A 13,294-nucleotide genomic window follows, 5' to 3' on the forward strand; every position below is an offset into this window, starting at 1 on the left:
ACGCGCGGCCAATAGCCGCCTTCGTCGTATCGATGGAAATTGGGATCGTGGCAACCACGATCCATTAAAGCATCGGTTCTGATTGAATCAGAACCGATGCTCTGGATTTTTGTTTACGCGTTTTCTTCACGCGAACCGGCGTCCACTTCGCTCGAAAACGCTCTCGCCGATCACGCCGTCTTCGCGCCGGCGACGATGCCGGCTGGTTCGTCGCTGAGCCAGCGATAGATCACGCCGCCGAGCGCACCGCCGATCAGGGGCGCGACCCAGAACAGCCAAAGCTGCCCCAGCGCCCAGCCGCCAACGAACAGCGCCGGTCCGGTGCTGCGCGCCGGATTCACCGAGGTGTTGGTGACGGGAATGCTGACGAGATGGATCATCACCAGCGCGAGGCCGATGGCGAGCGGCGCGAAGCCGGCGGGCGCCTTGCCATGGGTCGATCCCATGATGATGAACAGGAACATCATGGTCATCACCACCTCGGTGATGAAGCACACCACCATGTTGTACTGGCCGGGTGAGTGCGCGTCATAGCCGTTGGAGGCAAAGCCCTTGCTGACATCGAAGCCGGGCGCGCCGCTCGCGATCACATAGAGCAGCCAGGCCGCGATGATCGCGCCCACGACCTGCGCGATGATGTAGGGCAGCACCTGGCCGCCCGGGAAGCGCCCACCCGCGGCGAGCCCGACCGTCACGGCCGGGTTGAGGTGGCAACCCGAGATATGGCCGATCGCATAGGCCATGGTCACCACGCTCAGCCCGAAGGCCAGTGACACGCCGACCAGGCCGATCCCGACCTGCGGAAAGCCGGCCGCGATCACCGCGCTGCCGCAACCAGCGAATGTGAGCCAGAACGTACCGATGGCCTCGGCAGCGTATTTCTTCATCTCCATCTCGCATCTCCCCTATTTCCAATGTCCGGGTTATCCAAAACGCCGGGAGCGGCCCTCATCTGGGCGCCAAATCACCCAAATCGGGGCCGCACAATGGCATTTTCGCCCTATTTCGTGGCTTTACTAGGCCCGAAAGTCACTCGACCGGTGGACATCTGCGCGTTTGTCTGATACATGCGCCCGCCTAGGGTTAAGAGGCAGGCCTTTTGCCGCCCCTTCACCTCGCCAGAATTCCGAACCGATCAATTCAAAAGAGGATGCCGCGTGCAGGTTCTCGTCCGCGATAACAATGTCGACCAAGCCCTGAAGGCGCTGAAGAAGAAGATGCAGCGCGAGGGCATTTTCCGCGAGATGAAGCTCCGCGGTCATTACGAAAAGCCGTCCGAGAAGAAGGCCCGCGAAAAGGCCGAAGCCGTGCGCCGCGCACGCAAGCTGGCGCGCAAGAAGCTGCAGCGCGAAGGCCTGCTGCCGATGAAGCCGAAGCCGGTGTTCGGCGCTGGCCCCGGTGGCGACCGCGGTGGCCGTCCGGGCGGTGCAGGCGCCGGTCGCGGCCCTCGCTGAACCGTTTTGCCGATATGGAAGTCTAACAGCGCGGGCCACGGGCCCGCGTTGTCGTTTTGAAGCACGCCGCGTTCCGGGGTACCCATGCAAAACGACGGCAAGAGCATTTTGCATGACGGCTGATCCGGTATCCCGCCCGCCCCTTCCAGGACCCGCGCGCCGCCGTTGCGCGCCGCATCTCGTCATCATTGCAGTGCTTCTCGGCCTGCCCCTCGGGGGCTGCTCCTTCGACCTCGGTTCATGGGGCTCCTCGGACGACAAGCCGAAGCCGGCTGCCACCGCCGACAAGCCCGCCGCCGACACCATCACCCCGCAAGACGTCAACAGCGCCAAGGATCACACCACGCGTGCTCAGATGCTGGCGCGCTCCGGCAAGTTCGACGAGGCGATGGCGGAGTTCGAACAGGCGCTGGCGGCCGACCCTTACAACATCCAGGCGCTCTACGGCCGCGCCCTGATCTATCAGGGCCGCGGACAGCATCAGCAGGCGATCGACGATTTCACGGCGGCCAGCGGGCTGTCGCCGCAGAAGGCCGAGCCCCTGGTCGGCCGTGCCACCAGCTACCTCGCGCTCGACAAGGCCAAGCAGGCCGCCAGCGATCTCGACGAGGCCGTGCAGGCCGATCCCGGCAATGTTGCGGCGTGGAGCACGCGCGGCCAGGCCTATGAGCGGCTCGGCGACAAGGTCAAGGCGGCGGCGTCCTACAATCGCGCGCTCGCGCTGCGGCCAGGCGACGGCAATGCGCGCAGCGGACTGGCGCGCACCGGCGGCTAAAGCGCGATGAGATCAGGTTGAATCGTCATCGCGCCTTAGCTCTTTGTTTGAGCATGATCTTTTCGGAAGACCGTTTCGCACTTTTCCGGATCATGCTTTAGCGCTTGGCGTGAAGACAACCCGTCAGGAACGACCGAGCGGCGCTACGGCTATTTCGGCAGGACGGCGTGGAACATCGACTTCATGCCGGAGAACATGTCGTCGGTCACCGACGTGCGCTCGTTCTTCTGCGCCGGCATGATCGCCTCGGCGCGCAGGTCGAGCGGGGCCTGCACCACAGGGACCGGAATGTCGGCCGGCGGCGTCAGCCGGTTGGAATCCTGGCCGCCGGCGGCATAGGGCGGACGCGGCTGCGAAGATTGATCGACATTGTCGGTGGACGGGCTCGACACCATGATCGGCGGCGGCAACGGCCGGATCGCCGAGGCGGCTGCCGGACGCTGCGCCTCAGGCAGGCGGGCGAGATCGGTGCGAGTGGCATCCTGGGACCGCGCTGCCTCCTGCGGACGCTCCTTGCGCAGCCGCTCGATGGCGGCGCGCGCGAGGTCGTTGGCATCGCGGCTTTCCTCAGGCGTCACAGCAGTCTCGACCGGCGCGGCTGACGTCGCGGGCGCGGCCGGCTGCGGCGCGGCGGGCGCGACCTTCGCGACGGCCTTCGGCGCCGCCGGGTGATGGCGGGTGTCGGTGGGGATGCTGGCGGTATCGGCCGGTGCGTCAGGCTTTGCGTCGGCGGATTTGGGGTCGGCCGATTTCTCGGCGGGCTTCTCGGTGACGGTGGCCTTCTCGGACGCCGACCGCTCGATCAGCGTGCGCTCGGACATGCCCTTGGCCTTCACACCGGCTTCGGGGAGGCTGCTGACGACGGTGGGGGGCTTGGCGGCGGCTTTCGGATCTGCCTTCGGATCTGCCTTGGGATCGACTGCGGCGGTCACGGCTGCGGCTGCCGGCGCTTCCGGCTTGGCCACGATGTAGTGATTAACGATGTACGCCCCGATGATGGTCGCTGCCACCGAGGGTAAGATGTCCATCACAAATTTCTTCAGGTAACTCAGCATGACCTGCCACTCCCCACCCCGGTATTACATGCTGGAACTTTGAGGCACATTCAGGGATCAACTGCGTCGGATCGGTGGCAAACCCCCGTTCCGACGTCACCTTTGGTGTCGCTTTGGTTTCAGCCGGAGGCGCCCCCTGCGCAGGCCGCTTCCGCCTGCTAGATCATCGCGCAGCCGTTAACGGGTCGTGAATTTCCACAGCCGCGCCGGCTCGGTCCTGCCATTCGGCGGATGCAGGGTTCCTTGCTTGGTTCCTTGCAGGATTCTCGCGCCGCGTCAGGGCTTGAGTTCGACCTCGAGGAACACGATCTCGCTGGCCGTCTCGTTGAGCACGTCTTGCTGGACCCCGGCCTTGCGGAAATAGGACTTGCCGGCTCCGAGCTGCGCCTTCGAGCGCTCGCCGTTCGGCGCCACGATCGTCATCTCGCCCGCCGTGATCGGAACGATGACATAGTCCATCTCATGGGTGTGGTGGCCGGTGGCGCTGCCCGGCGCGAGGCGCCATTCGGTCACGCGGACTTCCGCGGTATCCACCTGCACATCCGATTTGGCACTGAGCATCGTCATTCTCTCCAAGTTTTTTGTTTGAGCGGATCATGCTCTACGGCACGAAAACCATGAACACGAACACCGCGAACACCACCATGTGAACGAGCCCGAACAGGATGTTGGTGCGGCCGGTTCCGAAGGTGAGCATGCTGACCATGAAGGTGAGCAGCAGGATCAGCATATGCTGGTTGCTGAGCCCGAGCACCAATTGCTTGTCGAGCGCATAGGCGGCTACGGCCACCGCGGGAACCGTGAGCCCGATGGTGGCGATCGACGAGCCGAGCGCGAGGTTGATGCTCTTCTGCAGGTCGTTCTTGCGCGCCGCCGACACTGCGGCAACGCTCTCCGGCAACAGGATCAGGGCCGCCACCACCAGGCCGGCAAAGGCCGGCGGCGCGCCGATCTTGACGGTGACGACATCGACCACCAGCGAGAATTTCTTCGCCAGCAGCACCACCGCCAGCAGCGAAACCAGCAGCAGCGCAACGCTGATCGCCGTCATGCGGTCCGACATCACCTCGCCATGCGCCGCCGCCTCATTGGCGCCGCTGACGAAATAATCGCGGTGGCGGATGGTCTGGGTGTAGAGGAACACCGCATACAGCAGCAGGGTCACGACGCTGATCACGGCGAGTTGGGCCGTGGAGTAGATCGGGCCCGGCGCCGTAAGCGTGAAATTCGGCATGTCGAGCGTGATCGTCGCGAGCACGAACAGCACGCTGAGGTAAAGGTTGGCGCCGGTGATCTGAAAATCCTGCTCGCGGTAGCGGATGCCGCCGATGAAGATGCAGAGCCCGACCAGGCCGTTGCAGACGATCATCACCACCGCGAACACGGTGTCGCGCGCCAGCGTCGGCGCCGGCGTGTCGCCCAGCATGATGGTCGAGATCAGCGCCACCTCGATGATCGTCACCGCGAGCGTCAGCAGCAGCGTGCCGAACGGCTCGCCGATCCGCTCGGCGATCATCTCGGCATGGTGGACCGCCGCGAACACGGTGCCGAACAGAATGACCAGCAGCACCGCCGCGAACACCCAGCCCCCGGCCGATGGCGCGAAGCTGTAGCCGGTGGCCGTGACCGCGGCAAACAACAGCACCGCCAGAACGGGATACAGCCAGGCCGACCGCGGCATCGGTCCGTGTGCGCTCATCGTGGGGTCCCCTTACTTCGCTGGCGCGATTATGCGACAGACAATCGCAGCCGTCAGCCTCTTGCGGCGTCGATAAACCGCCGCGCCGTCGCCATCGCACCGAAATCGTCGAGATTGTCGTGCCCGCCACCGGGCAGTCGCACGAATTGCTTGGGCTCATGGGCGAGGCCGAACAGCCGCTCGCCGAAGCGAATCGGGATCACCGGATCGTCGGTGCCATGCATGATCAGCAGCGGCGCCTTGACCTGCGCGATGAGCCGGTCGGAGTGGAATTGATCGCGCATCAACAGGCTGACCGGCACATACCAGAAATGCGCGCCGGCGACGTCGGCCGTCGACGTATACGGCGCCTCCAGGATCAGCTTGCCGACGGGATGTCCGGCGGCGAGCGCGACCGCAACGCCGCTGCCGAGCGAGAATCCCCAGGCCACGATCTGCTCGGCGCGGTAGCGCGCGGTGGCGAAGGCATAAGCGGCAGCCGCGTCCTGCAGCAGTCCCTGCTCGCTCGGAGACCCGCTCGACCCCGCATAACCCCGAAAGGACAGCGCCACCAGCCCGGTGCCGTCGGCCGTGATGGCCTTGAAGCGCGCCACGCGCCCGGCAAGGAAGTCGCCATTGCCATGAAAGAAAAGCACGACCGGCCGGCCCGGCTTCGCCGGCACGTGCCAGACGATGACCTTCTCGCCGTCGCCGGTGGTCAGGACATGCTCTTCCGCTTCGGGAAGACCCGCGGCTGCCGGCGCAGTCCGTCCGACCGGCGGGATCGGAAACAGCAGCTCGCGCTGCCTGACGTAGAGCACTGCGAGCCCGCCGAGATAGACGACGACCGCGGCGATCAGGAACCATTTCAGGATTGCGAGTGCCAGTGCCATCAGCGGTGGCCGCGGCTATGTCTTGCCGCGGAGCCTGAGCAGCTTCTCGACGTCCGCCTTGATGCTGTCGGGGAGCGGCCGGCACGCGCACGCCGCCGCATGTGCGACGTGCCACTTGATGCGCTGCTCGCGCGTCGCCCGGGGCGGCATGCGATGCGCTCGATGCCACTCCCGGTTCAGCGCCATTGCCGCCCGCCCTACATCGCCTTGACGATGTTCTCGGTGACCTTCTTGGCGTCGCCGAGCAACATCATGGTGTTGTCGCGGTAGAACAGCGGGTTGTCGATGCCGGCATAGCCCGAGGCGAGCGAGCGCTTGATGAACATCACGGTGCCGGCCTTCCAGACCTGCAGCACCGGCATGCCGTAGATCGGCGAGGTCTTGTCCTCTTCCGCCGCCGGGTTGGTGACGTCGTTGGCGCCGATCACGAAGGCGATGTCGGCCTGGGCGAACTCCGAGTTGATGTCCTCGAGCTCGAACACCTCATCATAGGGCACGTTGGCCTCGGCCAGCAGCACGTTCATGTGGCCGGGCATGCGGCCCGCCACCGGGTGAATGGCGTATTTCACCTCGACGCCTTCCTTCTTCAGGATGTCGGCCATCTCGCGCAGCGCGTGCTGTGCTTGCGCCACCGCCATGCCGTAGCCGGGCACGATGATGACCTTGGAGGCGTTCTTCATGATGAAGGCGGCATCGTCCGCCGAGCCGAGCTTGGCGGGCTTCTGCTCGCCCGAGCCGCCGCCGGCTGCGGCAGTCTCGCCGCCGAAGCCGCCGAGGATCACCGAGATGAACGAGCGGTTCATCGCGTGGCACATGATGTAGGACAGGATCGCGCCGGAGGAGCCGACCAGCGCGCCGGTGATGATCAGCGCCGAATTGCCCAGCGTGAAGCCGATGCCGGCCGCAGCCCAGCCGGAATAGGAGTTCAGCATCGAGATCACGACCGGCATGTCGGCGCCGCCGATCGGGATGATCATCAGCACGCCGAGCGCCAGCGCGATGATGGTGATCAGCCAGAAGTCGAGCGCGCTGCCGCTCATCACGAGGCCGACGATGAAGAACACCAGCGCCAGCGCCAGCACGATGTTGATGACGTGGCGGAACGGCAGGATGATCGGCGCGCCGCTCATCCGCGCCGACAGTTTCAGGAACGCGATCACCGAACCGGTGAAGGTCAAGGCGCCGATCGCGACGCCGAGCGACATCTCGACCAGGCTCTGCGGATGGATGTGGCCGGGCGTGCCGATGTCGAACGCCTCGGGCGCATAGAACGCACCGGCGGCGACCAGCACCGCGGCCATGCCGACCAGCGAGTGGAACGCGGCGACGAGCTCGGGCATCGAGGTCATCGGCACCCGGCGCGCGATCACGGCGCCGATGCCGCCGCCGATCGCGACCGCGAGGATCACCAGCAGCCAGGCCACGCCGTCGGCCGGCGGATGGCTCGCCAGCGTGGTGCCGACGGCGATCGCCATGCCGATCATGCCGAACATGTTGCCCTGGCGCGACGACGCCGGGCTCGACAGGCCGCGCAGCGACAGGATGAACAGCACCCCCGCCACGAGGTACAACAGTGCAGAGAGATTGGCGCTCATCTCAGGTCCCCCAAAATCCTCATCACCCCGAGGTGATTGCCGCTCACTTGGCTTTCTTCTTGTACATCGCGAGCATGCGCTGGGTGACCAGGAAGCCGCCGAAGATGTTCACGCAGGCGAAGATCAGCGCGACGAAGCCGAAGCCGCGGGCCCAGCCCGAACCGCTCGAGACCATGCCGACGCCGACCGCGAGCAGCGCGCCGACCACGATCACCGAGGAGATCGCGTTGGTCACGCTCATCAGCGGCGTATGCAGCGCCGGGGTCACCGACCACACCACGAAATAGCCGACGAACACGGCGAGAACGAAAATCGACAGCCGGAACACGAACGGATCGACGGCCTGCGCGAGATGCTCCATGGCTTCTCTCCTTACTTCGGCTGGAAGTTGGGATGGATGACGGCGCCGTCCTTGGTCAGCGCGGTGGCCTTCACCAGCTCGTCGTCCCAATTGACCGCGAGCGCCTTGTTGGGCTTGTCGACCATCGTCTCGATGAACGAGAACAGGTTGCGTGCGTAGAGCCCCGAGGCCGACGCCGCGACGCGGCCGGCGACATTGGTGTAGCCGACGATCTTGATGCCGTCGGTCTCGACCACTTCGCCGGGCTTGGCGCCCTCGACATTGCCGCCGCGCTCGACCGCGAGATCGACCAGCACCGAGCCGGGCTTCATCGATTTCACCATCTCGCCGGTGACGAGCTTCGGTGCCGGCCGGCCCGGGATCAGCGCGGTCGTGATCACGATGTCCTGCTTCTTGATGTGCTCGGCGGTCAGCGCGGCCTGCTTGGCCTGGTACTCCTTGGACATTTCCTTGGCGTAGCCGCCGGCGGTCTGCGCGTTCTTGAACTCCTCGTCCTCGACCGCGAGGAACTTCGCACCGAGCGATTCCACCTGCTCCTTGGTGGCCGGGCGCACGTCGGTCGCGGTGACGACGGCCCCGAGCCGCCGCGCGGTCGCGATCGCCTGCAGGCCGGCGACGCCGACGCCCATCACGAACACCTTGGCGGCCGGAACGGTGCCGGCGGCGGTCATCATCATCGGGAAGGCGCGGCCAAAGGCCTCGGCGCCCTCGATCACGGCGCGGTAGCCGGCCAGGTTGGCCTGCGAGGACAAGACGTCCATCACCTGCGCGCGGGTGATGCGCGGCATCAATTCCATCGCGAAGGCGGACACGCCGGCATCGGCCATCGCCTTCAGCGCGGCCTCGTTGCCGTACGGATCCATGATCGCGATGACCAGCGCGCCGCGCTTGTATTGCGACAGTTCGGAGGCTTCCGGCCGCTTCACCTTGATGATGATGTCGGCGTCCTTGAGCGCGTCCGCGCTGACGGTGGCGCCAACGGCGGTGAACTCCGAATCGGGAAGGCCCGACTTGATGCCCGCGCCCGGCTCGACCGCGACCTCGGCGCCGAGGGCCTTGAACTTCTTCACGGTATCGGGCGAGGCCGCAACCCGCGGCTCGGACGGATCAATTTCCTTGGCAACGGCAATCTTCATGGGCCCTCCGGCGGCGCGAGCGGCGCACGCGTCTTCAAACTAGCGTTATTTTCGCCAGATTTGGATACCCGGTTTTTACATCCGGGTTTCGACAGCAATTCCGGCACCGCCGCGGGACGGCGGCGCCGCTAGCCGATCTTAAGGATCAGACCAGGAAATAGGCCATCAGGATAAGAATAATGGCGACGCTGATGGTGCCCCATTTGACCAGCATGAGAAACCCTTCATAGGTCTGCTCATGCGCCACGTAATCGTTGCCGTCGGCGGTCGTGTAGGCCACTTCGCTATGGTCTGCCATCGCTGTCCCCAGTCAGAAATTCGCGTTCCTCCGCGAGCCATTACCGCAAACGGATAGGCAGGGCAACGGCGCGGTCCCGATCGGGCGATTTGAAGCGCAAATCGTCCCCGATCCACGTTCGAGCGACGCCGCCGCGGCAGCCCCTCGGCAGGATTGGCCTCCCAAACGCAGGCATCATGGAACGATCATGCCGCCAGGCGCAAAAAACGCCGAACGAAACTGGCACGGGACCGGCTGCCGCCCGGTCCGGCCGGAACGCCGATGGGGCTCAGCCCATCGCCTCCAGCTCGTCGATCATGCCGGCGATGACGGACAGGCCGCCGTCCCAGAATTTCGGGTCCTTGGCATCGAGCCCGAACGGCCGCAGCAGCTCGGAGTAGTGCTTGGTGCCGCCGGCGGCGAGCATGTCGAGATAGCGCTCGGCAAAGCCTTCGGACGCGTGCTCGTAGACCGCATAGAGCGAGTTCACGAGGCAATCGCCGAACGCATAGGCATAGACGTAGAACGGCGAGTGGATGAAGTGCGGAATGTACATCCAGAACGTCTCGTAGCCCGGCTTGATCTCGATCGCCGGCCCCAGGCTCTCGCCCTGCACGCTGAGCCAGATCTGGCCGATCCGCTCGGCGGTGAGTTCGCCGTTCTTGCGCTCGGTATGAACCGCGCGCTCGAATGAATAGAACGCGATCTGCCGCACGACGGTATTGATCATGTCCTCGACCTTGCCCGCGAGCAGCGCCTGGCGCTGCTTGGCGTTCCTGGTCTGCGACAATAGCCGCTTGAAGGTCAGCATCTCGCCGAACACGCTTGCGGTTTCCGCCAGCGTCAGCGGCGTCGGCGCCATCAGCGCGCCGTTCTTCGCCGCCAGCACCTGATGGACGCCGTGACCGAGCTCATGCGCCAGCGTCATCACGTCGCGCGGCTTGCCCTGATAGTTCATCAGCACATAGGGATGCGCCGACGGCGTGGTCGGATGCGAGAACGCACCGGGCGCCTTGCCGGGACGGACCGGCGCATCGATCCAGCGATCGTCGAAGAAGCGCTCGGCGATCTCGGCCATCTTGGGCGAGAAGCCGCTATAGGCCGACAGCACCATGTTGCGCGCCTCGGGCCAGGCGATGGTGCCGGTCGCCGCGAACGGCAGCGGGGCGTTGCGGTCCCAGTGCGGCAGCTTCTTCTTTTTGAACCAGCCGGCCTTCAGCGCATAATAGCGGTGCGACAGCTTCGGATAGGCCGCGCGCACCGAGGCGACCAGCGCATCGACCACCTCGCGCTCGACGCGGTTGTTGAGATGGCGGGAATCCGCGACATCCTGGAAGCCGCGCCAGCGGTCGGAGATTTCCTTATCCTTGGCGAGCGTATTGGTGATCAGCGCGAAGCTGCGCTCATTGTCCTTGAAGGTCTTGGCGAGCGCCTGCGCGGCAGCCTTGCGCTTGTCCCCCACCTTGTCCTGCAGCAGGTTCAGCGTCGGCTCGATCGCGAGCTCCTTGCCGCCGACCTTGAACCGCAGGCCGGAGATGGTCTGGTCGAACAGCCGGTTCCAGGCCGCGTAGCCGCTTTGCGCCTTTTCGTGGAACAGCTGCTCGACGCGATCCTCGAGCTGGTACGGCTTGTCCTTGCGCAGATCCTCGATCCATGGCCGGTAATGGCCGAGCTCGGGTTCGGCCATCGCGCGCTCGATCACATCATCGTCGACGCGATTGAGCCCGAGCGAGAAGAACAACAGATGCACCGACGCGGCGGTCAGCCGCTCGGAGACGTCGCCGTAGAATTTCGAGATCGCGGGATCGACGCTGTCGCCGGCATGGACCAGGCCGGCGTAAGAGCCGAGACGGCCAGCCAAATCGTCGATCGCCTCATAGCGCCTGATCGCCTCGGCCAGCCACTTTCCGCCGCCTTCCTTGGCGGTAGTTTCGGCAAGCTTGCCCTTGTAGTCGGTCTCAAACGCGACGCAATCTGCGTCCATTTTCTGCAAGTCGCGTGCGACCTCAGGCGCATCGATACCGGAGTAGAGATCTGCCAGATTCCATTCCGGAAGCTTGCCGGTCTTGCTGGCTGCCTTTTTCGCCGCCGGGCCGCCTGCGGACGATTTGCGTTGCGCGGCCGTCTTGCGCAACGCGGCTTCCTTGCGGAGAGCGGCCTTGCTGAGGGCAGACTTGTTGGATGCAGTTTTGGAGCGCGAGGTCATCTTGTTCGTAACCTTACTTCAGTCGGAAAGATGTCGGCGGCGGCGGAATGAATGCGGGTTTGCAACATTTAAGAGTGCGTTAATCGGCATCGGCGACATTGCCCCGATTCGAGACAAATAAACGTAGCGTGCGGGGAAAACCATGGCTGCCACCATTTTGATCGCCGATGACGACGCAGTACAGCGCCGTTTGGTTGAAAACATGGTGCAGAAGTGCGGCTATGAGCCCCTCGTCGTGGACAGTGGCGACGCGGCGATCGCGGCCCTGACCGCATCCGAGACGCAGGCGATTGACGCCGTCGTGCTCGACCTCGTGATGCCGGGCCTCGACGGACTTGGAGTCCTCGCAAAAATTCGTGAAGCTGGTTTGACCGTCCCGGTCATCGTGCAGACCGCGCATGGCGGCATCGACAATGTCGTGTCGGCGATGCGCGCCGGTGCCCAGGATTTCGTCGTCAAGCCGGTCGGCTTCGAGCGGCTGCAGGTCTCCCTGCGCAACGCCCTCAACGCCTCGGCGCTGAAGGGCGAATTGCAGCGGATCCGCCACAGCCGCGAGGGCCGGCTGACCTTCTCCGACATCATCACCCGCAGCGAGGCGATGGCCGGGGTGCTGCGCACCGCGCAAAAGGCCGCGTCCTCGACGATCCCGGTGCTGATCGAGGGCGAATCCGGCGTCGGCAAGGAACTGTTCGCGCGCGCCATTCACGGCAGCAGCGAGCGCAAGGCCAAGCCTTTCGTTGCGGTGAATTGCGGCGCGATCCCGGACAATCTCGTCGAATCGATCCTGTTCGGCCACGAGAAGGGCGCCTTCACCGGCGCCACCGAGCGCCATCAGGGCAAGTTCGTCGAAGCGCATGGCGGCACGCTGTTCCTCGACGAGGTTGGTGAATTGCCGCTGGCCACGCAGGTAAAATTGCTGCGCGCCCTGCAGGAAGGCACCGTCGAGGCGGTCGGCGGCCGCAAGCCGGTCAAGGTCGATGTTCGCATCATCTCGGCGACCAACCGCAAGCTGCTCGATCTCGTGAAAGGCGGCCAGTTCCGCGAGGACCTGTTCTATCGCCTGCACGTGCTGCCGCTGACCATTCCGGCGCTGCGACAGCGGCGCGAAGACATCCCGCATCTGCTGCGGCATTTCCTGGCGCGGTTCTGCGCCGAGGAAAACCGCAACATCACTGGCATCAGCGGCGAGGCGATGGCCCACCTCTCGCAGCTCGACTGGCCGGGCAACATCCGCCAGCTCGAGAACACGGTGTATCGCGCCGTGGTCATGAGCGACGGCGACCAGCTCGGGCTCGCCGATTTCCCGCAAGGAATGGCGCAGCCGGCGCCGGAGGGCAAATCGCTGCAGGGCGAGCCGCTGGTGGTGTCGCCTTCCACGGCTCCCGCCATGATTTCCGGTAATGAAATACCGGTTGCCGCCTCCCTGCCCACGGCCGGCGGCCTTTCCATGCTCACAGCCGCGGGCGAGGTGCGCCCCCTGGAAGATCTCGAGAACGAGATCATCCGCTTCGCGATTTCGCATTATCGCGGACAGATGTCGGAGGTCGCGCGCCGCCTCAAGATCGGCCGCTCGACGCTCTATCGCAAGCTCGACGAAGCTGCGGCCGGCGCGCGCGCAAGCGACGCCACTTAGCCCTCGAGGCCGACAGGGCCACACCAGGGAACCTTTTGAACCGTGTCGTGGCGGTGACAGACAAAGGCTGTGCCGCGTGGCAAAAACGCACAGCCCGGAGCGAAATCAGCTGCTTCGAGGTCAGTTTGTCGTGAGTTGCCCCGCATGGCGCTGGCTGCATGAGAGGGGCAAAGGTATCGTCTGCGTTCGTTGTGTGCAGGCGTGCGAGTCGATCGAGAGGCCGGCGCTTCG

At 65.1% G+C, this 13,294-nt stretch carries 14 protein-coding genes; 3 read left to right on the plus strand and 11 right to left on the minus strand.

Features of this window, described 5'->3' with window-relative positions:
• Nucleotides 1–170 precede the first annotated feature (170 nt).
• Complete coding sequence (aqpZ, locus tag ACVWY5_RS33640; protein WP_016840586.1) at nucleotides 171–893, minus strand: aquaporin Z; 723 nt, start codon at nucleotides 891–893, stop codon at nucleotides 171–173.
• Nucleotides 894–1,157: 264 nt separating this feature from the next.
• Between aqpZ and rpsU the strand changes: the two genes are divergently transcribed.
• Both rpsU and ACVWY5_RS33650 read left to right on the plus strand, forming a co-directional pair.
• Nucleotides 1,158–1,454, plus strand: a complete 297-nt coding sequence (gene rpsU, locus ACVWY5_RS33645) for a 30S ribosomal protein S21 (protein ID WP_021078544.1) — start codon at nucleotides 1,158–1,160, stop codon at nucleotides 1,452–1,454.
• 112 nt (nucleotides 1,455–1,566) lie between these two features.
• Nucleotides 1,567–2,229: a tetratricopeptide repeat protein gene (locus tag ACVWY5_RS33650; RefSeq protein WP_028335997.1), complete on the plus strand. Its 663-nt coding sequence runs from the start codon at nucleotides 1,567–1,569 to the stop codon at nucleotides 2,227–2,229.
• Nucleotides 2,230–2,378: 149 nt separating this feature from the next.
• On the opposite strand, the gene ACVWY5_RS33655 is transcribed toward ACVWY5_RS33650, so the two are convergent.
• The 10 genes from ACVWY5_RS33655 to ACVWY5_RS33700 form a co-directional block, all read right to left on the minus strand.
• Nucleotides 2,379–3,284, minus strand: a complete 906-nt coding sequence (locus tag ACVWY5_RS33655; protein WP_028335996.1) for a hypothetical protein — start codon at nucleotides 3,282–3,284, stop codon at nucleotides 2,379–2,381.
• 276 nt (nucleotides 3,285–3,560) lie between these two features.
• Nucleotides 3,561–3,845, minus strand: coding sequence for a cupin domain-containing protein (locus ACVWY5_RS33660; RefSeq protein WP_028335995.1), 285 nt, complete (start codon nucleotides 3,843–3,845; stop codon nucleotides 3,561–3,563).
• Nucleotides 3,846–3,885: 40 nt separating this feature from the next.
• Nucleotides 3,886–4,983: a calcium:proton antiporter gene (locus ACVWY5_RS33665; protein ID WP_028335994.1), complete on the minus strand. Its 1,098-nt coding sequence runs from the start codon at nucleotides 4,981–4,983 to the stop codon at nucleotides 3,886–3,888.
• Between the two features lie 53 nt (nucleotides 4,984–5,036).
• A complete protein-coding gene (locus ACVWY5_RS33670; protein WP_028335993.1) occupies nucleotides 5,037–5,855 on the minus strand; it encodes an alpha/beta hydrolase in 819 nt (272 codons plus the stop codon).
• Between the two features lie 15 nt (nucleotides 5,856–5,870).
• A complete protein-coding gene (locus tag ACVWY5_RS33675; RefSeq protein WP_167350370.1) occupies nucleotides 5,871–6,041 on the minus strand; it encodes a hypothetical protein in 171 nt (56 codons plus the stop codon).
• An 11-nt stretch (nucleotides 6,042–6,052) separates the two neighbouring features.
• The gene (locus ACVWY5_RS33680) at nucleotides 6,053–7,450 is read right to left on the minus strand and encodes an NAD(P)(+) transhydrogenase (Re/Si-specific) subunit beta (RefSeq protein WP_028335992.1); all 1,398 of its coding nucleotides are present in this window, start codon (nucleotides 7,448–7,450) and stop codon (nucleotides 6,053–6,055) included.
• 43 nt (nucleotides 7,451–7,493) lie between these two features.
• On the minus strand, nucleotides 7,494–7,811 hold the full coding sequence (locus ACVWY5_RS33685) for a proton-translocating transhydrogenase family protein (RefSeq protein WP_016841609.1): 318 nt from the start codon (nucleotides 7,809–7,811) through the stop codon (nucleotides 7,494–7,496).
• 11 nt (nucleotides 7,812–7,822) lie between these two features.
• Nucleotides 7,823–8,947: a Re/Si-specific NAD(P)(+) transhydrogenase subunit alpha gene (locus ACVWY5_RS33690; protein WP_028335991.1), complete on the minus strand. Its 1,125-nt coding sequence runs from the start codon at nucleotides 8,945–8,947 to the stop codon at nucleotides 7,823–7,825.
• Nucleotides 8,948–9,092: 145 nt separating this feature from the next.
• Entirely contained in the window at nucleotides 9,093–9,245 is a 153-nt protein-coding gene (locus tag ACVWY5_RS33695; RefSeq protein ID WP_028335990.1) for an aa3-type cytochrome c oxidase subunit IV, read from the minus strand.
• A gap of 268 nt (nucleotides 9,246–9,513) precedes the next feature.
• The gene (locus tag ACVWY5_RS33700) at nucleotides 9,514–11,430 is read right to left on the minus strand and encodes a M3 family oligoendopeptidase (RefSeq protein WP_028335989.1); all 1,917 of its coding nucleotides are present in this window, start codon (nucleotides 11,428–11,430) and stop codon (nucleotides 9,514–9,516) included.
• Between the two features lie 142 nt (nucleotides 11,431–11,572).
• Here ACVWY5_RS33700 and ACVWY5_RS33705 point away from each other — a divergent pair, with 142 nt between their 5' ends.
• Nucleotides 11,573–13,063, plus strand: a complete 1,491-nt coding sequence (locus ACVWY5_RS33705; RefSeq protein ID WP_028335988.1) for a sigma-54-dependent transcriptional regulator — start codon at nucleotides 11,573–11,575, stop codon at nucleotides 13,061–13,063.
• The last annotated feature ends 231 nt before the right edge of the window (nucleotides 13,064–13,294 follow it).

The organism is Bradyrhizobium sp. USDA 3256 (assembly GCF_054058275.1).